General features: G+C 64.9%; 18 protein-coding genes and 1 pseudogene. 11 read left to right on the top strand and 8 right to left on the bottom strand.

The features are described from left to right. Positions 1-220 precede the first annotated feature (220 nt). Positions 221-1,402, bottom strand: a complete 1,182-nt coding sequence (locus AC1RWI_RS02670; RefSeq protein WP_492864406.1) for a methionine adenosyltransferase — start codon at positions 1,400-1,402, stop codon at positions 221-223. 291 nt (positions 1,403-1,693) lie between these two features. Between AC1RWI_RS02670 and AC1RWI_RS02665 the strand changes: the two genes are divergently transcribed. The 3 genes from AC1RWI_RS02665 to AC1RWI_RS02655 are packed head-to-tail and all read left to right on the top strand — an operon-like array spanning position 1,694 to position 3,653. Next, the gene (locus AC1RWI_RS02665) at positions 1,694-2,314 is read left to right on the top strand and encodes a LemA family protein (protein ID WP_043358492.1); all 621 of its coding nucleotides are present in this window, start codon (positions 1,694-1,696) and stop codon (positions 2,312-2,314) included. Beyond that, entirely contained in the window at positions 2,311-3,153 is an 843-nt protein-coding gene (locus tag AC1RWI_RS02660) for a TPM domain-containing protein (protein ID WP_492864404.1), read from the top strand. Before AC1RWI_RS02665 ends, AC1RWI_RS02660 begins: the two co-directional genes overlap by 4 nt. After that, entirely contained in the window at positions 3,153-3,653 is a 501-nt protein-coding gene (locus tag AC1RWI_RS02655; protein WP_043356877.1) for a TPM domain-containing protein, read from the top strand. Before AC1RWI_RS02660 ends, AC1RWI_RS02655 begins: the two co-directional genes overlap by 1 nt. A gap of 21 nt (positions 3,654-3,674) precedes the next feature. Here the strand turns inward: AC1RWI_RS02655 and AC1RWI_RS02650 are convergent. Together AC1RWI_RS02650 and AC1RWI_RS02645 are read right to left on the bottom strand one after the other, a co-directional pair. Continuing rightward, positions 3,675-3,794: pseudogene (locus AC1RWI_RS02650) on the bottom strand (Dyp-type peroxidase); the annotation flags it as partial. Positions 3,795-4,075: 281 nt separating this feature from the next. Next, a complete protein-coding gene (locus AC1RWI_RS02645; protein WP_043356875.1) occupies positions 4,076-4,993 on the bottom strand; it encodes a LysR family transcriptional regulator in 918 nt (305 codons plus the stop codon). A 153-nt stretch (positions 4,994-5,146) separates the two neighbouring features. Here AC1RWI_RS02645 and AC1RWI_RS02640 point away from each other — a divergent pair, with 153 nt between their 5' ends. From AC1RWI_RS02640 to AC1RWI_RS02610, 7 genes are all read left to right on the top strand, one after another. Beyond that, positions 5,147-6,352: a pyridoxal phosphate-dependent aminotransferase gene (locus tag AC1RWI_RS02640; protein ID WP_492864401.1), complete on the top strand. Its 1,206-nt coding sequence runs from the start codon at positions 5,147-5,149 to the stop codon at positions 6,350-6,352. A 42-nt stretch (positions 6,353-6,394) separates the two neighbouring features. Continuing rightward, on the top strand, positions 6,395-7,369 hold the full coding sequence (locus AC1RWI_RS02635; RefSeq protein ID WP_492864399.1) for a Bug family tripartite tricarboxylate transporter substrate binding protein: 975 nt from the start codon (positions 6,395-6,397) through the stop codon (positions 7,367-7,369). Between the two features lie 11 nt (positions 7,370-7,380). Continuing rightward, complete coding sequence (locus AC1RWI_RS02630) at positions 7,381-8,097, top strand: RraA family protein (RefSeq protein ID WP_492864397.1); 717 nt, start codon at positions 7,381-7,383, stop codon at positions 8,095-8,097. A 242-nt stretch (positions 8,098-8,339) separates the two neighbouring features. Continuing rightward, entirely contained in the window at positions 8,340-9,617 is a 1,278-nt protein-coding gene (gene hpnI / locus AC1RWI_RS02625) for a bacteriohopanetetrol glucosamine biosynthesis glycosyltransferase HpnI (protein WP_082055218.1), read from the top strand. Continuing rightward, positions 9,614-11,035 (top strand): hopanoid biosynthesis associated radical SAM protein HpnJ, encoded by a 1,422-nt coding sequence (gene hpnJ / locus AC1RWI_RS02620; protein ID WP_043356867.1) that lies wholly within the window; start codon positions 9,614-9,616, stop codon positions 11,033-11,035. The genes hpnI and hpnJ overlap by 4 nt, the downstream gene beginning before the upstream one ends. Positions 11,036-11,052: 17 nt before the next feature. Further along, positions 11,053-11,904 (top strand): hopanoid biosynthesis-associated protein HpnK, encoded by an 852-nt coding sequence (hpnK, locus tag AC1RWI_RS02615; RefSeq protein ID WP_043356866.1) that lies wholly within the window; start codon positions 11,053-11,055, stop codon positions 11,902-11,904. Then, positions 11,901-12,947: a lysylphosphatidylglycerol synthase domain-containing protein gene (locus AC1RWI_RS02610; RefSeq protein WP_492864394.1), complete on the top strand. Its 1,047-nt coding sequence runs from the start codon at positions 11,901-11,903 to the stop codon at positions 12,945-12,947. Before hpnK ends, AC1RWI_RS02610 begins: the two co-directional genes overlap by 4 nt. Here AC1RWI_RS02610 and AC1RWI_RS02605 read toward each other — a convergent pair. The 5 genes from AC1RWI_RS02605 to AC1RWI_RS02585 are packed head-to-tail and all read right to left on the bottom strand — an operon-like array spanning position 12,931 to position 19,770. Beyond that, positions 12,931-15,012, bottom strand: a complete 2,082-nt coding sequence (locus AC1RWI_RS02605; RefSeq protein ID WP_492864392.1) for a 3-hydroxyacyl-CoA dehydrogenase NAD-binding domain-containing protein — start codon at positions 15,010-15,012, stop codon at positions 12,931-12,933. The two genes, AC1RWI_RS02610 and AC1RWI_RS02605, sit on opposite strands and share 17 nt — an antisense overlap. Continuing rightward, entirely contained in the window at positions 15,009-16,775 is a 1,767-nt protein-coding gene (locus tag AC1RWI_RS02600) for an AMP-binding protein (RefSeq protein ID WP_492864390.1), read from the bottom strand. Before AC1RWI_RS02600 ends, AC1RWI_RS02605 begins: the two co-directional genes overlap by 4 nt. Before the next feature lie 54 nt (positions 16,776-16,829). Beyond that, positions 16,830-18,167: an MFS transporter gene (locus AC1RWI_RS02595; RefSeq protein ID WP_492864388.1), complete on the bottom strand. Its 1,338-nt coding sequence runs from the start codon at positions 18,165-18,167 to the stop codon at positions 16,830-16,832. Further along, a complete protein-coding gene (locus AC1RWI_RS02590) occupies positions 18,164-18,838 on the bottom strand; it encodes an alpha/beta fold hydrolase (protein WP_043356863.1) in 675 nt (224 codons plus the stop codon). Before AC1RWI_RS02590 ends, AC1RWI_RS02595 begins: the two co-directional genes overlap by 4 nt. Then, positions 18,835-19,770, bottom strand: a complete 936-nt coding sequence (locus tag AC1RWI_RS02585) for an alpha/beta fold hydrolase (RefSeq protein WP_492864385.1) — start codon at positions 19,768-19,770, stop codon at positions 18,835-18,837. The genes AC1RWI_RS02590 and AC1RWI_RS02585 overlap by 4 nt, the downstream gene beginning before the upstream one ends. Positions 19,771-20,015: 245 nt before the next feature. Between AC1RWI_RS02585 and AC1RWI_RS02580 the strand changes: the two genes are divergently transcribed. Beyond that, entirely contained in the window at positions 20,016-21,200 is a 1,185-nt protein-coding gene (locus AC1RWI_RS02580) for an acyl-CoA dehydrogenase family protein (RefSeq protein WP_492864383.1), read from the top strand. Positions 21,201-21,223: the final 23 nt, after the last annotated feature.

Genomic DNA, 21,223 nt, shown 5'->3' with positions numbered 1-21,223 from the left:
TGCCTATGGCGAGTAGCAGCCTGCAACGCATGATTAGCATTCTCAGTATCGGCTCCCATCGGATTTGCCTTTTGATGCTAATCAAGAAATGATGCAACTGCGATGATTTAGTGTCGTGGGTGCGGCGGCGTTGAACGCGGAACAGCGCAAGAATGGGAAGACGACGTTAGGGATGTTGTGCCGGCACCGATGGCAAGCAGACTCGGCCGGGATTGCGGACCTAAAAGACTGGCGCCGTCCCGCTGACCAGTTCCTTTACCAAGGCGGGGAGCTCCGCCAGTTGCTGCCCAACGAGGTAACGGATTTGCTGTTGTCGGGTGGCCGAGAGCCCATCTGCTGCGGTCACATCGATTGCGACCAGTTGCGGCTGGTCGATTGGGCGACCAATCGAAGACAGGAGCCGGACGAAGACGACATCCACGCCATCCACGTTGGCCTCAATATGCGCTGCCAGCCGATGGGCTAACACGTTGTAGAGCTTGCCGACATGCGAAGCCGGGTTCTTCCCTGCCGCAGCCTCCAGCGACATGGGGCGATAGGGTGTAATCAAGCCATTGACCCGGTTCCCACGACCAACTTCACCGTCGTCACCGTGTTCCGCGCTCAGGCCTGTGACGGTCAGGTAGAGTCCGCTTTCGTCGCGTGCAGCGGGGTCGTCCAGGGTATTGATTTCAATCTCGCATAATGGACGGATGTGCCTGGCAATTAGCGACGTGATTTCATTCTTCAGCGCGAAGTATTCCTCAACGCGGTGCACATCTTGGTCGACAAACGCGAGAGCAATGGTGAGACGGTGGTGCGCATCCAGTCGACTTCCCATGACCTTGTAGTCATGGCCTGCCGCCTTGAAAGCGTCCCTGAATCCACTTGAACTGAGGAGGTGCGCGACAGACAGCACCGAACTTTCGAGGCTGGAATATGGCGCATAGCCGACACCAAAGGACGTGTCGTTGGACAGAGGGACGGAGGAGCCGGTCACCCGCCGGAGGTTCGGAGCCGAAGGGCGCAGAACGAGCTCGATGTGAATCGTATTGCCAATCCCGCCTAAGCTCGCTGTCAGGTATTCGCGAATGGCCTGCTCAACGACTGCCTCAGCCGTGGCCGACGGCAGCTTGGTCACCGGGCCGGAGACTATCAATCGCATTGGGCGGAGCAGCTCACCGCCTCCGAATTTCGGTGCACTCATGCCGCCAATCAGCAGCGCCTTGTCGAGATTGAAATGCTGGATTGACCCATACGCTTCAAGGTAAGCCCGGCATAGGGCGCGGGCGCCAGCCTCGACCGCCCCGTCGCAAATACTGTCCGGATGACCAATACCCTTGTGCTCGCACATCTCAGTGCGCGCGTCCCACTGTGATGGCGCGTTCGAGACGGAGAGCGCAATATTGTCCGAGGTCAGCATGCCAAACCTCCTTCACGCGGTCGGTCACCCTGTACTCATTCTATGCCGCGCCCTGAGGTGCCCAAGCACGTGGTTCGGCGAACCTGAATGTAATTGGCACGTCGTCCTGGAAGCCCCGGTGTGAGCGACTACCCCGTTGTTGAGCGAAATCAACATACCTGTCATCCACGCAGCCTAGGATGAATGTAGAAACCCGGTTTGCGGCGGCGCGTGCTCATCGCGGGGGCGTTTTAGTGGATTAGCAGACTCATGCGGCTTGTCAGAAGGGCCGCCAGAGGAAGGAGGTGTCTCGTGCGCAGAATATGGTCAGTGCTTGTTGTACTGCTCGCAGCTAGCCTCACAGGATGTGGCTATAACACCATCCAGTCGCAGGACGAGCAGGTTAAGGCGGGTTGGTCCGAGGTGGTGAACCAGTACCAACGTCGCGCGGACCTGGTACCAAATCTGGTGAATACCGTCAAAGGCTACGCAAGCCACGAAAGGGAAGTGCTGACGCAGGTGACTGAAGCCCGTGCTCGCGTCGGTTCAATCCAGGCCACGCCCGCGCTGCTCAACGACCCGCAGGCGTTTGCCCAGTTCCAGGCCGCCCAGCAACAACTCTCCGGGTCCCTGTCCCGGCTTCTCGCCGTATCGGAGAACTACCCTCAACTGAAGGCGGATGCTGGTTTCCGCGACCTGCAGGCCCAGCTCGAAGGCACTGAGAACAGGATTTCCATTGCGCGAAATCGATATATTCAGGCCGTACAGGCCTACAACGTGACAGTGCGTGCGTTTCCTTCGAATCTGACGGCGATGGTGTTTAGCTATAAGGTAAAACCAAATTTCAGTGTCGCCGACGAAGCGGGCATCGCCAAGCCACCGCAAGTTGGATTCGGTGCGACGCCGGCCAGCGCCCCTGGGGGTGCCAAGTGAACCTGCTCTCAGCAGCACGAGGCCTGCTTCTAGCACTGACAGCCTTTGCGTCTCTCGGGGCCATTGCAGATGTTGCTGTTCCGCCGTTGACCGCGCGAGTGACGGACATGACTGGCACGCTCACGCGCGAGCAGCAGGCGTCCCTGGACCAGACGCTGCAGGCCTTCGAAGCAAAGAAGGGAACGCAAGTTGCGATTCTCATCGTTCCCACCACCCAACCTGAAACCATCGAGCAGTACTCTCTTCGCGTGGTTGAGCAATGGAAGCTGGGACGCAAGCGCGTAGATGACGGCGCACTGCTCATCATTGCCAAGGATGACCGCACGCTTCGTATTGAGGTGGGCTACGGCCTCGAAGGCGTCCTGACTGACGCTGCGAGCAAGCGCATCATCAGTGAGGATATCGTGCCTCGATTCAAGCAGCGCGATTTTTACGGCGGCGTGGCGGCAGGCGTTGACCGCATGCTTGGGGTTATCGGAGGGGAGCCACTGCCACCGCCAAAGGAAACGGCAGGGGATAGGGGGGATACTGTCCGGCAACTGATGCCAATCCTTCTTGTGCTCACTCTGGTTCTGGGTGGGGTATTGCGGTCCATGCTGGGGAGGTTCCCGGGTGCAGTCGCGACCGGTGGCGCCGTCGGTGTGGTCGCGTGGATGCTTTCCGGCGCCATCTTTGCTGCCATCGTTGCGGCGGCAATCGCGCTCTTGTTTACGCTGCTGGGCGGCGGGCACATGGGCTTGCTGGGTATCGGGGGCCGCTCGGGTGGCCGCTCGGGCTCTGGGGGATTCGGTGGCGGTGGCGGCGGCTTTGGCGGCGGCGGTGCCTCGGGCAAGTGGTGATGGAAAACGTCAAACGCATCGTTAGGCATCTGCTGATGACTCACTGGCAGGTCAGGCAAGCCTTCCCGCAGGAGACCCTGCGCGCAATCGAGCAAGCCATTGCAGAAAGCGAGTCGACACATATCGGACAGCTCTGTTTTGCGGTGGAGGGGGCGCTGAGCCTCACGAGCCTATTCAAGGGGGGGCTGGCGCGCGCGCGTGCCGTCGAAGTCTTCTCTCAGTTGCGCGTCTGGGATACAGAACATAACAATGGTGTCCTGATTTACCTATTGCTGGCAGATCGCAGCGTTGAAATTGTTGCTGACCGTGGCATCCACGCGAAGGTCGAGCCCGGTGAGTGGGATGTCGTTTGCAGGGAAATGGAGGCTGCCTTCCGACGCGCTGAGTATCAACGTGGTGTTATCGCCGGCGTTCAGGCCATCAGCCGGCATCTGGGCAGGCATTTTCCCGCGCAGGCCAGCGGCAAGAACGAGTTGAGCGACAGACCAATGATTCTCTGAGCCGCAGGAATGCCGCCTCGGGCCCGCGCCGGGGCGGCCGAACGGCATGTTGTCGCTCAGGATTTTCACTTCTTGCCCGTTTTCGTCGTGCGTGGTGAGGGAGCTGTGCGATGACGACGGTTTGACTTCGGCGTCGAGTTCAACGAAGTCTACCTCTGTGGTTATTGATGCAAGCGAAGATCGAATCGGTTGCTGAACATCGAGAGTGAGCATTGAAGGCTTGCCAGGGACATACTCCCGTCCGAGCGCCGTCATATTGGCCCGACGGGGGCGAAGGAGATGATTCGCTTCCGAACCTCTTGCCTGGCTGCCCAACCGCAAAGCGGTTCAGGGGGGGGGCGAGCAATCACGCCTGCGGAAGCGATAGCGTCTCTTGGTTACAGCAGCAGGCGAGCGCATCGAACTGACGGCGCAACAGGCGCTCATCGCGTCACCGCAAGATCATGCGGTCCGCGCGAGAAGTCGCACACAAGCCGGCCGACCTCGGCAATGACATCCAGCGCCGCGCTGAAGGCATCGTCCCGGTACACGGCGGAGTAAACCAGGGGCGGTGGCATGGGGTCGCTCTTTACCACGCGCAGGAGCCCTCGCTCGATATCCGTGGCGAAGTAGTCCAGGGCAAGCTGGCTGATGCCGAGTCCTTCGATGGTCAGTGCTCTCAATACGGTCAGGCTGTTGGTGGCAAATACCTTCTTGAACCTGAATCCATGCTCCCGGCGCCAGGCGCCGTAGAAGGTGTTCTTCGCGGACCCGATGGATTGCTCCAGCACGGGATACCGGGCAAATTCTTCGGGGCGCAGCGGCCTGTCGGGTAACGCGAGGTTGGGGCTTGCCATCCACAGGTCTTCCACGCGGCCGACCTCCACCGTCTTGTAGGCTTCGCCCCAGAACGTGCCCGGCAGGATCGCCAGGTCGATTTTGTTTGCCTCCAGGCCTTCGAACAAGTTCATGCCCGCATCGACCACCGGTTCCAGTTGAAGGTCTGGATGCCGGTTCTTGAGTTCCTTGAGCAGCTTGGTCAGCCAGGTCAGCGCGATGAGCTCGGTGACGCCGATGCGGTAGGTGCCGGTGAGCTTGTCGACCTGCCCGACCTCGGCATTGATCCGCTCGCGCAGCCGCATGGCGTCTTCGGCGAGGGTCAGGAGCCGGCTGCCGGCATGGGTGGGCACGAGGCCCTTTGGCGTGCGGTGGACGAGTTGCACGCCCAGGATCGCCTCCAGTTCGCCGACACGCTTGGACATGGCCGATTGCGTCGCGTGGAGCTTGGTCGCCGCCGAGCTGAAGGATGCATGCGTCACACAGGAGTAGAAGGCTTCGAGTTGCTTGAACGTGACTGACATTGGATTTCCCGATTCTGTGCGGCGACATATTCTCGCACCAACGATGCCATCATCACGAAAAAATGGAATACCGGCGCAATCCGATTTCTCGTTTTGCCGGGCCGGCGCGGTGGCGGATACTTTCTCGCAAGATCCCTTCCATGGCCACGCCGCATGCTTTCGCTCACCGACCGACTCAACCGAATCAAGCCCTCTCCCAGTTCCATGGCGGGCCAACGCGTGCGGGAGCTCCGCGCCGCGGGGCGCGATGTGATCGGCCTCACCGCCGGGGAGCCGGACTTCGAGACCCCGGCCCACATCCGGGAAGCCGCCTGGAGTGCGATGCAAGCCGGCAAGACGCGCTACACCGATGTGGGGGGCACGGCCGAGCTGCGCCACGCCGCCGCGCAAAAATTCAAGCGGGAGAACGGTCTCGACTATGCGGCCAGCGAGATCATCGTCAGCACCGGCGCCAAGCAGGTCATCTTCAATGCGCTCATGTGCACGGTGCAACAGGGCGACGAGGTCATCGTGCCCGCGCCATACTGGGTGTCGTACCCGGATATCACGCTGTTTGCCGGTGGCGTGCCGGTGTTCGTGGCATGCCAGGCGGAGAACGGGTTCAAGCTCACGCCCGAGGAGCTCGAGCGTGCCATCTCCGCGCGGACTCGCTGGTTGATCCTCAATTCGCCGAACAACCCCAGCGGCGCCGCCTATACCCGCACGGAGCTGGTTGCCATTGCCGAGGTACTGGAGCGTCACCCGCACGTCTGGGTGATGACGGATGACATCTACGAGCACCTCACTTACGACGGCGCCGCCTTTGTCACGCTGGCGCAAGCCGCTCCGTCACTGAAGGCGCGCACGCTGACCATCAACGGCGTCTCGAAAGCCTACGCGATGACGGGCTGGCGCATCGGCTACGCCGGCGCGCCGGCGCCGCTCATCAAGGCGATGGTGAAGCTGCAATCGCAAAGCACGTCCGGTGCCAATTCGGTGGCGCAGGCCGCGGCGATCGCGGCGCTGGACGGCCCGCAGGACTTCATCGCGGCCAACAAGGCGGTGTTCCAGGCGCGCCGGGACAGGGTCGTTGCCGCGCTCGGGCAGGTCGACGGCATTCACTGCCAGGCGCCAGCCGGCGCCTTCTATGTCTTTGCTTCGTGCGAAGCGCTGATCGGCGCGCGCACGCCGCACGGCTCGGTGATCCGGTCCAGCGACGACTGGGTCAACTGGGTGCTGGACTCGCAGGATCTGGCGGTACTGCAGGGCTCCGCCTACGGCGTCGATACGCACTTCCGGCTTTCGTTTGCCGCCAGCATGGCGCAACTGGACGAGGGCTGCCGCCGGATCGAAGCCGCGGCCGCCGCATTGATTCGCTAGGCATCGCACGACCTTCCTTGACTCCATCCACCAGGGCGCACCATGAACTTTCTGCTGAAGTGTCTTCGCCTCGTCGCGGCGGGCTTGCCGCTGCTTGCCACGGCTGCCCATGGCGAGCCCGCGTATCCCTCGAGGCCGATCCGCATCCTTGTGGGCTTTTCTCCTGGTGGCTCGAACGATATCGTCGCCCGTCTGCTTGCGCCCAAGCTGTCCGAGGCCCTGGGCCAGCAGGTGCTGATCGACAACCGCCCCGGCGCCGGCGGCAACATCGCGGCCGACACCATGCTCAAGGCGCCAGCCGATGGCCACACGCTGATGATCTGCACCACGGGGATGCTGTCCATCCAGCCGTCCTTGCAGAAGGTCAGCTACGATCCGCAGACCGACATCATTCCGGTGTCCCTGATCGCCAACACGCCATATATCGCGCTGGTCAACGCGGCGCTGCCCATCCACAACGTCAGGGAGCTGATCGCGTATGCCAAGGCCAATCCGGGCAAGCTGAACTTTGCTTCGTCCGGTAATGGCACGGCGGGCCACCTCGCGGGCGAGATGCTCAAGCTGCGTGCCGGCATCAACATTGTCCATGTGCCTTACAAGGGCACGGGCCAGGCGATGACGGACCTGCTCGGCGGCCAGGTCTCCCTGATCTTCGATCAGCCCATCAGCTCATTGCCTTACGCGAAATCCGGAAAGCTGCGCGTGCTTGGCGTGGCGTCGCTGCAGCGCCTGCAATCGCTGCCCGACGTGCCGACATTCGCGGAGTCGGGCGTGCCGGGGTTTGACCCCGTGGCGTGGACCGGGCTTTGCGCGGCCAAGGGCACGCCGGCCAGCGTGGTGGCGCGTTTGCAGCACGACGTGGCGCAGGTGCTGCGCCAGTCGGAGATTGCGCAGCGCCTGAGCCAGGACGGCATGGAGGTGGTTGGCAGCACGTCGGATAAATTCCGCGAGTTCCTGGCCACCGACAAGCGCAAATGGGTCAGCGTGATCAAAGAAGCCAACGTCACGTTGAACTAAGGAGACACGGCATGGACATGGACATCGACATGGACGTCGAGGGCAGCCTGCCGGATATGGTCCGGGACTTCGAGCGTGTTCGCCCGGACCTGATCGAGCAGGCGTCTCGGTTCGCCGCTTCGATCTTCGCGGATGTGGCGGGGCGCCGGGGCGGCATGCACGGGCGCATCGCACCGCTCGACCGCGCGAGCCGCTTCTGCGGGACCGCGCTCACGGTCGAAGTCCGGCCGGGGGACAACCTGATGATTCACGCCGCCATGGCGCTCGCAAAGCCAGGCGACGTGATTGTGGTGGACGGCAAGGGCGACCAGTCGTGCGCGCTGATGGGTGCCATCATGACGAACCAGTGCAAGGCGCTTGGCGTGGCGGCGGTGGTGCTGGACGCGGCATCGCGCGACGCCGATGAGATTCGTGAACTGGGCTTTCCGATGTATTCCGTTGGCACAAATCCAAATGGTCCCACCAAGCTTGTGCCCGGCCGCGTCAACCATCCGATTCAATGCGGCGGCGTCACGGTCAGGGCCGGTGATCTTGTGATCGGCGACGCCGATGGCGTGGTGGTGATCGAGCGCGAAAAGGTGGCCGGGCTGATCGGGAGGGCGGCCGAGAAGGTGACGGCGGAGCGAAAGCGGATCGACGGCATCCGGTCAGGCCAGGCATTGCGCCCGGCCTGGCTCGACGCGTCCTTGCGGGCGGCGGGCGTGCTCAAGGAGGGCGAGGCGCTCTGAGCGTAGCTGGCGCTCAGGGCCTGTCCCCGGGCCTGGTCCTTCCGATAAAAATGGAATTAACAAGAATTGTTATCAATATCTTTCTCGTCCACTTTGGGTACTCCACGTTGTCCCCACGCCATCCGCGATCTTACTAGTGGACGAAATAACTTCTGTACGTCATATTTCACCTTAATACTTCCTTAAGTATTTGCGCTATACCGTACAACTTTAGTCAAAACCTTATTTGAGGGCTGGCCGAGATGACGTTGGGAGGGCTTGCTGGTCCGGCAGTGGCATGGCTCGCGGCAGGATATGCCGTGGCGGCGGCGTGGATCAGCCGACGGTCCTCGCCCGGCCCAGCCCCCGCCTGCGTAGCCCCGGATAGCGCGAGCCTTCGCCCGGTGAGCGTGCTCAAGCCACTGTGCGGCGCCGAGCCTCGTCTCTACGAAAACCTGGCCACCTTGTGCCGACAGCAGCACCCCGCCTACCAGATCGTGTTTGGCGTACGCGCCGCCGACGATCCTGCCATTGGCGTGGTGGAGCGCTTGCGCGCCGATTTCCCCGCCTGCGAGATCGACCTGGTCATCGATCCCCGGGTGCATGGCAGCAATCTCAAGGCCAGCAACCTGATCAACCTTTGCGCCAGCGCGCGCCACGCATGGCTGGTGGTCGCCGATAGCGACATTGCCGTGGCGCCGGATTATCTGGCACGCGTTACCGCCCCCCTGGCCGATGCCCCGGTCGGTGTGGTGACTTGCCTGTATCGCGGCCATCCGGTCGGCGGCTTCTGGTCGCGCCTGGGGGCGGGATTTATCGACCACTGGTTCGCGCCTTCGGTGCGGATCGCCCACGCGGGCGGCTCCCGCAGTTTTTGCTTTGGCGCCACCATTGCCATGCGGCGTGACGCGCTGGCCGCAATTGGCGGGTTCGAAGCGCTTTCCAACCGGCTTGCTGACGATTTCTGGCTGGGCGAGCTGGTTCGGCGGCGGGGTCTGGAGACAGTGCTGTCGGATGAGATGGTCACCACCGATGTGACGGAATCCAGTCTTTCTGATCTCTGGGCGCATGAATTGCGGTGGATGCGCACCATCCGCTCGCTCAATCCGGCTGGCTTCGCCTTCACCTTCATCACGTTCACCTGGCCGATGCTGGCGCTGGCCGCCTGGCTTTCGCCGCAGCCGCTGGTGCTGGCCGCGGTGCTGGTGGGCGGGTTGGCGCGCAGCATCCTGGCCGGGCGCATCGGCGCCGCGCTGATGGCGCCGCTGCGTGATACCCTGCTGCTCGTGGAGTGGGCGGTTGCACTGGCTGGTTCGCAGGTGCGCTGGCGCGATCGGATATTGCCGGTGCGAGACCCGCCCACAGCCGACGCGCCGCCGCAGCCGCGCGCGCCGGTGGCGCGTGCGGCCATGGAACCTTACCAGGGTGCTCGCGTAACGCGTCGCCCCCTTCCCTTGATGACGGAGGGGACAGACAATGGCGTGCCGGAACGCCAGTCGTCCCGTTCGACAAACGGCTTGAATCCCCCGAGGCTGCTATGAAAACCCTCTTCCTCCAGGTGCCTTCCTTCGATGGCTTTGACGGCGGCGCCGGCTCGCGCTACCAAGCCAAGCGCGAGATCAAATCGTTCTGGTACCCGACGTGGCTGGCGCAGCCCGCCGCCCTGGTGCCGGACAGCCGCGTGCTCGACGCGCCCGCCGACGGCCTGGGTGTGCAGGAAACGCTGGATATCGCCGCCGGCTATGAACTGGTCATCATCCATACCAGCACGCCGTCCTTTCCCACCGATGCCAAGTTCGCGGAAGAACTCAAGGCACGCCACCCCGGGGTGATGATCGGCATGGTGGGCGCCAAGCCCGCCGTCGACCCCGGCGGCACGCTCGGCGCGAGCCCCGCCATCGATTTCGTGTGCCGCGAGGAATTCGACTACACCTGCCAGGAGGTGGCCGCCGGCAAGCCGCTCAAGGACGTGCTTGGCCTGAGCTACAAGCTGCCCGATGGCTCGCAGGAGCACAACGGCCCGCGCCCGATGATCGAGAACATGGATGAGTTGCCCTTCGTGGCACCCATCTACCAGCGCGACCTGAAGATCGACAACTACTTCATCGGCTACCTGAAGCACCCCTACGTCTCGATCTATACCGGGCGCGGCTGCCGCTCCAAGTGCACCTTCTGCCTGTGGCCGCAGACCGTGGGCGGGCACCGCTATCGCACGCGCTCCCCGGAGAACGTGATCGCCGAGGTCAAGTGGATCAAGGAGAACATGCCCGAGGTCAAGGAGATCATGTTCGACGACGACACCTTCACGGATTTCAAGCCGCGGGTGGAGGAGATCGCGCGCGGGCTGGGCAAGCTGGGCGTGACGTGGTCCTGCAATGCCAAGGCCAACGTGCCCTACAGCACGCTCAAGATCATGAAGGAGAACGGCCTGCGCTTGCTGCTGGTGGGCTACGAGTCCGGCGACGACCAGATCCTGCTCAATATCAAGAAGGGCCTGCGCACCGATATCGCGCGTCGTTTCACCGAGGACTGCCGCAAGCTCGGCATCATCATCCACGGCACCTTCATCCTCGGCCTGCCCGGCGAGACCCGCGAGACGATCGAGAAGACCATCGCCTACGCGAAGGACATCAACCCGCACACGATCCAGGTCTCGCTGGCAGCGCCCTATCCGGGCACCACGCTATACCGGCAGGCGGTGGAAAACGGCTGGCTGGAAGACAACAAGGTCATCAACCTGGTCAACGACAAGGGCGTGCAGCTGGCCGCGATCAGCTATCCGCACCTGAGCAAGGAAGAGATCTACCATGGCGTGGAAACCTTCTATAAGCGCTTCTACTTCCGTCCGGGCAAGATCTGGGAAATCGTGCGCGAGATGCTGGGCAGCTGGGACATGATGAAGCGCCGCCTGCGCGAAGGGGTGGAGTTCTTCCGATTCCTGCGCTCGCACGAGGCCTGACCCTGGCGAGCGATCCTGTGGCGTCTGATCCTGCGCGGCGTGCCCTGATCATCACCGCCGACGATTTCGGCCTGCACGGCGGTGTCAACGAAGCGGTGGAGCTGGCGCACCGCGATGGTGTGCTCAACGCCGCCAGCCTGATGGTGGGCGCGAGCGCGGCCGCCGACGCGGTGGCGCGCGCCAGGCGCCTGCCGCGCTTGCGCGTGGGCCTGCATGTGGTGCTGGCTGACGGCCCGGCGGTGCTGGCCCCGGCTGCCATCCCGGCGCTGGTGGATGCGCATGGCCGCTTCGGCTCGGCCATGGCGCGCGACGGCTTCCGCTTTTTCTTTCTGCCGCATGTGCGGCGCCAGCTGGCCGCGGAGATCCGCGCCCAGTTCGAGGCGTTCGCCGCCACCGGGCTGACGCTGGACCACGTGAACACCCACAAGCATTTCCACTTGCATCCCACCGTGCTGTCCCTGATCTTGCGGATCGGCCGCGAGTTCGGCCTGCGCGCCATGCGCCTGCCCAGCGAGCCTGCGGCGCCGCTGTTGCTGCGGCCCTGGCTGACCCTGCTGCGCCGGCGGCTGGACCTGGCCGGCATTGCCCACAACGACTACGTGCTTGGCATCGCCAATAGCGGCCGCATGGACGAAGCCACCTTGCTGGCTGCGCTGGCGGAGCTGCCGGCGGGCGTGGGCGAGATCTACCTGCATCCCGGCGTGGTCTCCGGCGCCGAGGTGGCACCTAGCATGCATGGCTATCGCCATGCCGACGAGCTGGCCGCGCTGCTGTCGCCCCGCGTGCGCGAGACGCTGGAGCGAGCCGGCGTGCGCAGCGGCGGCTTTACCGACATCTTTGGCGCGCCTGGTGCCCTGGCCCCCGCATGAAGCGCCTGATCTACCTGACCGGCCTTTTGGGCTTGCTAGCCCTGAGCGCACTGGTGCTGCACGAAGGCGCGGCCGACATTGGCCGCATCGTTGGCCAGGCCGGCTGGCCGCTGCTGCTGCTCGTGCCCTTCCACGCCCTGCCGCTGCTGCTGGACGCGCAAGGCTGGCGGGTGTTGCTGACGTCAGCCGATCCCGATGAGTCCGCTGGCCTTGCCTTCCTTTGGTGGGTGGCCACCGTGCGCGAGGCGGTCAACCGGCTGCTGCCCACCGTGGGTGTGGGTGGCGAGCTGGTTGGCATCCGGCTGACCCGCTTGCGCATTACGGATACCACGGCGGTGACCGCCAGCATCGTGGTGGAAGTCATGGTGACGCTGTTCGCACAGTACCTGTTCTCCGCGCTCGGCGTGGTGTTGCTGCTGTTGGCGCTCGGTGACGGCGATGGCCACGCCTGGGTGATCCTGGCTGGCTTGCTGCTGTCCTTGCCGGTGCCAGTGTTGTTTGCGCTCTCGCTGCGCCATAGCGCGCTGTTCGAGCGGCTGGAGGGCGCCGCGCGTCGCTTGTTCGGCACGGACCACCGGGTGGTCGCGCTGATCGACGGCGCCCGGCTCGACGCGCAGATCCGTGCGCTGAATGCGCGCCGCCGCGAATTGCTGGCCGCGCTGTGCTGGCAGTTCGCCGGCCTTGCCCTGGGCGCGGCGGAGATCTGGTTCGCGCTGTGGCTGCTGGGCCATCCCGTCCCGCTCTGGCAGGCGCTGGCGATCGAGTCACTGACGCAGGCCGTGCGCCATGTGGCCTTCTTCGTGCCGGCCGGCCTTGGCGTGCAGGAGGCCGTGATGCTGCTGCTGGGGCACCTGCTTGGCGTCGACCCGCAGGTGGCATTGTCGCTGGCACTGGTCAAGCGCGCGCGCGAGGTGCTCTTCGGCATCCCGGCGCTGCTGTCGTGGCAGTGGGTGGAGTTGCGGCGCTACATGGCCCCCAAGGCCGGGCCGGCCAAGGGGGCGCATCAGCACGCAGCGCCGGAACTGCCTACTTCAGGTCGCTGAACTTCTTGCCCTGCGCAACCAGGTCCTCGAGCAGCCTGGCCGGCTTGAAGTCCGCGCCGAGCGTCGCCTCGAAGTTCTTCATGACCGCCAGCACCTTGTCCAGCCCGATCGTGTCCGCATAGCACATCGGGCCGCCTCGGTACACCGGCCAGCCATAGCCGTTGACCCACACCACATCGATGTCGGAGGCGCGGATGGCCTTGCCTTCTTCCAGGATCTTTGCGCCTTCGTTGATCATCGGGTAGATGCAGCGCTCCAGGATCTCCTGCTCGCAGACCACGCGGCTGGTCTTGCCCTGCCTGGCGGCAAAGTCGCGGATGATCCCCTCGACCACGGGCGAGGGGATGGCATTGCGCTTCTCGTCGTAGTCGTAGTAGCCCGCGCCGGTTTTCTGGCCGCGGCGGTCCATCTCGCACAGGATCTCGCGCAGCGTGGCGCTGCTGGATTTCTCGCGGATCCAGCCCAGGTCCAGGCCGGCCAGGTCGCTCATGGCGAACGGGCCCATCGGGAAGCCGAAGTTGTACAGCACGCGGTCGATGTCCCACGGCAGCGCGCCTTCGAGCACGAGCTTCTGCGCTTCGCGCTGGCGCTGGGCGAGCATGCGGTTGCCGACAAAGCCCGGGCACACGCCCACCAGCGCGGCGATCTTGCCGATCTTGCGGGCCAGCTCCATCGACGTGCGGATGACGGGTTTGGCGGTCTTGTCGCCGCGCACCACTTCCAGCAGCTTCATGACGTTGGCCGGCGAGAAGAAGTGCAGGCCGATCACGGATTCCGGGCGCGACGTGGCGCGGGCGATCTCGTTGACGTCGAGCGCGGAGGTGTTGGTGGCCAGGATGGCGCCGGGCTTCACGATCTTGTCGAGCTTGCCGAAGATGTCCTTCTTCACGTCCATGTTTTCATAGACAGCTTCGATGACCAGGTCGGCGTCGGCCAGCTGGCCGAGTTCCAGCGTCGGGGTCAGCAGCGCCATGCGCCTGTCGACATCGGCGGCGGTGATGCGGCCCTTTTTTGCGGTGTTGTCGTAGTTGGCGCGGATGGTGCGCACGCCGCGGTCCAGCGCTTGCTGCGCAGTTTCCACGATCACGACGGGAATGCCGGCGTTGAGCATGTTCATGGCGATGCCGCCGCCCATGGTGCCCGCGCCGATGATGCCTACCTTCTTCACGTCGATGACCGGTGTGTCGGCTGGCACATCGGGCACGTTCCAGACCTGGCGCGAGGCGAAGAAGTAGTAGCGCTGCGCGGCGGATTGCGTGCCGTTCATCAGCTCCAGGAAGAGCTTGCGCTCGACCTTCATGCCTTCGTCGAAGGGCAGGTTGACCGCGGCCTCGATGCAGCGGATGTTGTACTCGGGCGCGTCGAAGCCACGGAACTTGCGGGCGTTGGCGCGGCGGAAGTCGGCGAACAGCTCCGGCTTGCCGCGCGCGGCTTCCACTTTTTCGTTGAGGTCGCGCACCTTGCGCAGCGGGCGCTGCTCGGCGTTGACCTGCCTGGCGAAGGCAATGGCGCCGGCGCGCAGCGCGGCGTCGTCGGTCACCAGGTCGAACAGGCCCATCTGCGCGGCGGCGGCCGCGCCGATGTGGGCGCCCGAGGTCACCATGTCGAGCGCCTTGGCGGGGCCGACGATGCGGGGAAGGCGTTGTGTGCCGCCAGCGCCGGGCAGCAGGCCGAGGTTGACTTCCGGCAGGCCGCATTTGGCGGACCTAGCTGCCACGCGATAGTGGCATACCAGCGCGACTTCCAGCCCGCCGCCCAGCGCGGTGCCGTGGATGGCGGCGACCACGGGCTTGGGCGAGCCCTCGATTGCGGCTTGCACGTCGGCCAGCGACGGGCCAACCGGCGGCTTGCCGAATTCGGTGATGTCGGCGCCGGCGATAAAGGTCTTGCCCGCGCAGGTCAGGACGATGCCCCTGACGTTGCTGTCGGCGATGGCGCGCTCGATGCCGGCGAGGATGCCGGCGCGCACTGCGGCGGACAGTGCGTTCACCGGCGGTGAGTTGAGCGTCAGGATGGCGATATCGCCTTCCACGGCGAGATCGGCGACTGCGTTGATAGCGGTCATGGGTGTGGACTCCAGTGTGTCGGGGTGGCGATGCGAAACGTCCTTGGCGATGGCCAGGAATGTCTCCAGGTCATCGCGGTGTACTTGCCTACGCTGGTCTTGGGGATGTCCCGCGTGATGGCGACGAGCTTGGGCAGCATCCACCTGGTGATCTTGCCGGTCTCGACGCCGTGCACCTTCAGGAAATCAATGACGCTGTCCTCGCTGGCCTCAAAGCCGTGGCGCACACTGACCAGCGCCAGAGGCTTCTCGCCCCAGACCGGATCCGGTACGCCGACCACTGTCGCCTCGTGCACGAAATCGGCCATCGCGATCAGGTTCTCCAGCAGCACCGTGGGCACCATCTCCGCGCCGCTGCGGATCACGTCCTTCATGCGGTCGGCGATGGTGATATAGCCCTCGGCATCCACCTTGGCGATGTCGCCGGTGTGCAGCCAGCCGTCTTGCCACAGCTCCGCGCTTTTCTCGGGGTTGCGGTAGTACTGCCCGGTTGCCCAGGGCGCGCGCACCACGATCTCGCCGACCGTGTGGTCGTCCTGAGGCACCGGCTTGCCTTTATCATCGATGACCTCCACCTCCACGCCAAGAATCGGCAGGCCGGATTTGACCAGCACCGCATCGGTCTCGTCCCGGTCCAGGTGGACCATGGTCTTCTTGATGAACGAGCCAACGATGGTGGGCGCGGTCTCGGTCATGCCGTAGCCCGAACTCATGCGGAAGGTGGGGATCAGGGATTCCAGCTTGCGCTTGAGCCCGAGCGGCAGCGCGCCGCCGCCCACGCTGACGCGCACCAGGCTGCTGAGGTCGTACTTCTTCAGGTCCGGGTATTCGAGCAACATGGCCGCGATGGTCGCCACGATGCCCACCGACGTCACCTTCTCGCGCTCCACCAGCTCGCAGAAGCCCTGCACGGTAAAGGTCCCGTGCAGCACGATCTTCTGCGCGCTATAGACCGCGACGAAAGGCTGCCCCCAGCCGTGGATGTGGAACATCGGCGTATTCAGCAGCGGCACCGCGCCTTCGCCCAGCCGCGTGCCCAGGCCATCGGCAATATCGTGGTCCGGCGTGTTGCCGATGGCGAGTTGCGCCATCATGTGGATCGTCAGCAGGTAGAGCTGGCGGTGCGTGAAGGTGGCGCCTTTCGGCTGGCCCGTGGTACCGGTGGTGTAACACAGCGTGGCGTTCACGTCCTCGTGCAGGGCGGGCCACTCGATGGTCTCGGCCTGGCGGGCGATCAGCGTTTCGTACTCGATGATGTTGGGGATGCGGGTCTGCGGCAGCCCCGGCTTGTCCGACATATAGACCACCAGCTCGACCACATCCTTGACCTGGTCGTAGATGCCCTCCAGCAAGGGCATCAGGGTGTCGTCGACAAACAGGATCTTGTCCTGCGCGTGCCGGATGGTGTAGACGATGTGCTGCGGGGACAGGCGGACGTTGATCGGGTGCAAGGTGGCGCCAATGCCCGTCACGCCGTAGTACAGCTCCAGGTGGCGGTGGGTGTTGAGCGCCATCGTGGCAATGCGCTCGCCAGGTTCGCCAGGCATGCCGGCCTGCACCTTGAGCTCGCCGCGCAGGCCGTTGGCCAGCTGGGCCACGCGCCGGTACCACTGCACCCAGGTAAAGCGGAAATACTCGCCGGTGGCGGGGTTGCGGTAGACGACGCCGATCTCGTTGGGATACATCCGAACCGGGCGCTTCATGATCGTGGTGAGCACAAGCGGGTAGTGCGTGCTGAATTCCGGATAGGTCCTGAATGTCATCCTGTCTCCTGGTGATCCCTGATCCCGTTGATCCCGATAATCCCGAGGTTGGCGCTACGCGTTGCCCTCGCGCTGCGGCCGCGGGCGGCGGCGCGGCTCCTCCACCCGCAGGGCGAGTACAAAGGCGATGCTCATGACCAGCATGGCCGCGACGAACACCAGCGAGAAGCGCACCCCCTGCGCCAGCATGCCGCCAAGGATCGGCCCGCACGCCATCATCGTGTAGGTGGCCGTATCCGACACCGCCAGCAGCATCGGGCGATCGCGCCGGTTGCCGAACTCCAGCGCAAAGTTGTCCGCGGACAGGAAGTAGCCGCCAAAGCTGGCACCCAGCCCGCAGAACACCAGCAGGAACGCGCCCAGGCCATCGCAGAGCAGCAGCGCGGCGGTGGACAGCACCCACAGCCCGATGCTGCACAGGAACACCAGCCGATAGCCGTGGCGGTCGGCCAGGCGGCCCCAGATCAGGTTGCTGGTGGTCTGCGCCAGCAGGTAGGCAATGCTCAGGTAGCCCAGCGTGGCACCCGAGAGCGGCAGATGGCTGCCAACGTAGATGGCATATAACGGCACCGCCATCATGCTGAACGCCACCAGCGCGCGGGCCACGAAGAAGCGCACGTAGTGCTGGTCCGCGCGCAGCAGCGCCGGTACTTCGCGCAGGCGCTGGCGAAAGCCCGATTGCACGCGTACATCGTGCAGCACCGGCTCGCGCATGCGGGTCAGCGCGGAAATGCCCAGGCTGGTAAGGACGAAGGCGGTGAGGAAGGTGGTGGCGTAGCCATTGCCGAACACATTGCCGCCAACCAGGAAGCGGCCGCCCAGATAGGCCACCGCCGCCGCGATCAGCCCGCCGAGGAAATTGCGGAACGCACTCAACGCGCCCCGCCGCTCCAGCGGGATGATCTTGGACGTGAGGTAGTTGAAGGTGACGTTCTGCACGCCGTTGAACAGGCCGAACAGCAGCAGGAACCCGGCGGCGGCGGCCAGCGCGCCGTCGCCCGAGAGCAGGAAGGCGGACAAGCCCAGGCCGAGGATCTGCAGGCGCACCAGCCAGCCCACCAGGTAGATCAGCGGCATCACGCGCTGGCGATGCTCGATCTGCGTGGCGCCCCAGATGGAGGACATCGCCATGCCGGCGTACTGCGCGCCAAGCACGCACCCGACCACCAGCTTGGAGCCGGACAGCAGGTAGATATAGGCCGGCACGAAGGTGGGGGCGGTCACCAGCCGGAAGCCGGTCATGCCCAGCATGCCGTGGATCAGGTAGGCGCGTGCGTTGCGTGGCAGGTGCTGCTGTACGTGGGCGCGAAAGCCGTCCTCCGCCAGTGCGTGCGCATCGCCATGTCCGGCATTTGTGCCACGGGCGGCCTGCGCGGCGAGTTCCGCTTTCATGCCTGAGCGTCTCCACGCATCGCCGCTTGCGCCGCGTAGTGTTGCAGCGCCTGGTCCAGTTCGACCTTCTCCAGCGAGAGCAGCTCTGTCACCGCTTTCAGCCAGTCCGGGCGCTCGCGCGTGCACACGGAGATCGGCTGCGGCGTGTCAGAGTGCTGCGCGGCCAGCATCGCGTAGTTGGCCGCGTAGCTCGGCGGGCGCACGTCAGTTGCCAGGTCGGCGATGGCGTACGGGTCGGGCGGGCCGGTGCGCGTGGTATCCACCACCGGGATATACGGATTGCGTGCGGCGGTGCCGCCGCCGGCCAGGCCGGGGCCATCGCGCAGGATGGCCCCGCGCACCTGCTCCGGGCGCGCGCCGGCCAGCAGCAAGGCGATATAGCCGCCCAGCCCGCGCCCCGCTACGGTCGACGGGCCCAGGTGCGCCAGTGCGATATCCGCATCCGCCATCAGGAACTCGCAGCTGTAGCCACCGCCGCGCGGAATATCCGAGCGTCCGTGCCCGGTGAAATCCAGCGCGTGCACCGTGCCGGGCCAGCCGGCGTACTCCGCCGGCAATGTGTCCGGCGATCGCTCGCCCAGCCCGTGCAGCAACAGCAGCGCGGGCCCGCTGCCGGTCTTGAGCGGATGCAGGGCAAGGCGCAGGCGATTGTGGCGCAGGTAGAGGGTCATGAACGGAGGAAAGGCAGGATGTGTTGCGCGGTCTCTTGTGGCCGCTCGATATGGATGAAGTGCCCGGTGTCGGCCATCACCTGTACCTGGGTCGAGGGCGGGAAGTACGGCGCCAGGTCGGCTGCGGTGGCATCCCACCCCATCGGCTCGCGCTGCGTGCCGAAGATGGCCAGCATGGGAATGGGAAAGCCCGGCAGGCGGTCGGTCATCCAGCGCGCGCGCATGGGGCCAAAGCCGGAGGAGCCGATCACCGGGTCGAGCTTCCAGCGCCAGCCGTCGGCATCCTGCCGCGCGCCGAGCGCGGCCAGGTAGCACAGCCATGCATGGGCCAGCCGCGGGTTCATGCGGGCGCGCCGCCGGGCGAGTTCTTCAAGGGTGCCGGGCTTGCGTGCGAGGCCCGGGCTTTGCCGGCGCGTATCGAGCCAGTGCGTGATGATGGGCGCGGTCATCGACTTCTTGTCGCGCACGGCGCTGTCCGCGTGCGGATTGCGAAAGGGCAGGCCATCGATGGCGACAAAGCGGGTGAAGCGGTGCGGCAGCGCCTGGATCGCATGCACCAGCAACGAGCCGCCTTTGCTATGGCCGATTGCGATCAGCGGCTCGCGCGTGACCGAGTCGGCCACCGCCAGCAGGTCCCGCTCGTCCGCGACCCAGCTGTACAGGTCGGCATGCTCGGAGTCGCCGTGGCCACGCTGGTCGTAAGACACCACGCGGTAGCCGGCATCGGCCAGCAGCGGCGCGAAGACATCGAAGGTTCGCGCGAAATCCATGGCGCCATGCACCAGCAGGATCGGCGTGGCGTCAATCGGGCCCCACTCATGGACGGCGATGCGGATGCCGTCGGCGCTGACGGTGCGCGAGCGATCCGGCGCCCGGGCACCGGGAAAGGCAAGGATGGCACAGCGCGGCGCGCTGCTGGCTTCAGCCTCCACATTGTCTCCTGGTTGCGCCCCACGGGCGCGGACCGGCTTGGTTCGCTTGCCGGTTTAGTGGTTACGGTATGTTTTCGGGAATGCTATCACATCGGCAGTAAATGCATGCATGGCAGCAATGATGCGGTGTTTGGCCATGCCACGTTTTCATTTTTGGAAATTGAGTATTGACGTTGCCAAGTCGGGCTTATATAACGAATCCAAATCAGAACAAAACAAGACAAGCCAAAAAACAGGAGACAAGCGTGGATGACCTGGAAACCTTCCGGCAGGAGGTACGTGCCTGGCTGCAAGCGCAATGCCCGCCCGAAATGCGGCAGCCCGTGCGCAACGAAGACGACATCTGCTGGGGCGGGCGCAAGTTCCGCTTCCAGTCCGAGGCGCAGCGCCTCTGGCTCGCGCGCATGGGGGAGAAAGGCTGGACGGTGCCGGAGTGGCCGCGCAAGTATGGCGGCGGCGGCCTTTCCCGCGAGCAGGCCAAGGTGTTGCGCCAGGAAATGCAAGCGCTTGGCTGCCGCGTGCCATTGCAAAGCTTCGGCATCTGGATGCTTGGCCCGGCCTTGCTCCGCTTTGGCTCGGAAGCGCAGAAGCGCGAGCATCTGCCCAGGATCGCCCGCGGCGAGATCCGCTGGTGCCAGGGATACTCGGAGCCCAATGCCGGGTCGGACCTGGCCTCGCTGCAAACGCGCGCGGACGAGCGCGGCGATCACTTTGTCGTCAACGGCCAGAAGGTATGGACGTCGTACGCCGACAAGGCGGACTGGATCTTCTGCCTGGTGCGTACCGACTTTTCGGCGCAGAAGCACACCGGCATCAGCTTCTTGCTGTTCGACATGGAAACGCCTGGCGTGACGGCGCGGCCCATCGTGCTGATCTCCGGCAAGTCGCCGTTCTGCGAAACCTTCTTTGACGATGTGGTGGTGCCGCGCGCCAACCTGGTGGGCGAGCAAAACGGCGGCTGGGCCATCGCCAAGTACTTGTTGACCCATGAGCGCGAGATGATCAGCGGCATCGGCGGGCGCGGCCAGCCCCCGCCGATGGGCAAGCTGGCCCGCGACACGCTCGGCCAGAACGAGCGCGGTGAGGTCGATGCGCCCATGCTGCGCGCGCAGATCGCCACCTTTGAGATCGATGAGGCGGCATTCGCCCTGGCGGGGGAGCGCGCGCTAGACCTGGCCCGGCAGGGCGAGGGCATTGCCGCATTCTCGTCGGTGCTCAAGTACTACGGGTCGGAGCTGAACAAGCGGCGCTATGAGCTGCTGATGTCGATTGGGGGCAGCGAGGCCCTGGAGTGGGAGAGCGAGCGCAGCAACGATGGCGCCACCGCGCGCGGCTGGCTGCGCAGCAAGGCCAACTCCATCGAGGGCGGCACGACCGAAGTGCAGCTCAACATTGTTGCCAAGCGCTTGCTCGGCTTGCCCGGCGCCTGAGCGCCCCGACTCCACGCTGGAAC

The sequence above is a fragment of the Cupriavidus sp. MPR-AND1C genome (assembly GCF_058809705.1).
This window is presented reverse-complemented; position numbering and strand designations above follow the sequence as displayed.

Coding starts and splice junctions, on each gene's coding strand:
- AC1RWI_RS02640 (WP_492864401.1), top strand. CDS start 5,147: ATGCTTTCGCTCACCGACCGACTCAACCGAATCAAGCCCTCTCCCAGT.
- AC1RWI_RS02605 (WP_492864392.1), bottom strand. CDS start 15,012: ATGACCGCTATCAACGCAGTCGCCGATCTCGCCGTGGAAGGCGATATC.
- AC1RWI_RS02630 (WP_492864397.1), top strand. CDS start 7,381: ATGGACATGGACATCGACATGGACGTCGAGGGCAGCCTGCCGGATATG.
- AC1RWI_RS02645 (WP_043356875.1), bottom strand. CDS start 4,993: ATGTCAGTCACGTTCAAGCAACTCGAAGCCTTCTACTCCTGTGTGACG.
- AC1RWI_RS02670 (WP_492864406.1), bottom strand. CDS start 1,402: ATGCTGACCTCGGACAATATTGCGCTCTCCGTCTCGAACGCGCCATCA.
- AC1RWI_RS02590 (WP_043356863.1), bottom strand. CDS start 18,838: ATGACCCTCTACCTGCGCCACAATCGCCTGCGCCTTGCCCTGCATCCG.
- hpnJ (WP_043356867.1), top strand. CDS start 9,614: ATGAAAACCCTCTTCCTCCAGGTGCCTTCCTTCGATGGCTTTGACGGC.
- AC1RWI_RS02635 (WP_492864399.1), top strand. CDS start 6,395: ATGAACTTTCTGCTGAAGTGTCTTCGCCTCGTCGCGGCGGGCTTGCCG.
- AC1RWI_RS02610 (WP_492864394.1), top strand. CDS start 11,901: ATGAAGCGCCTGATCTACCTGACCGGCCTTTTGGGCTTGCTAGCCCTG.
- AC1RWI_RS02655 (WP_043356877.1), top strand. CDS start 3,153: ATGGAAAACGTCAAACGCATCGTTAGGCATCTGCTGATGACTCACTGG.
- AC1RWI_RS02600 (WP_492864390.1), bottom strand. CDS start 16,775: ATGACATTCAGGACCTATCCGGAATTCAGCACGCACTACCCGCTTGTG.
- hpnI (WP_082055218.1), top strand. CDS start 8,340: ATGACGTTGGGAGGGCTTGCTGGTCCGGCAGTGGCATGGCTCGCGGCA.
- AC1RWI_RS02595 (WP_492864388.1), bottom strand. CDS start 18,167: ATGAAAGCGGAACTCGCCGCGCAGGCCGCCCGTGGCACAAATGCCGGA.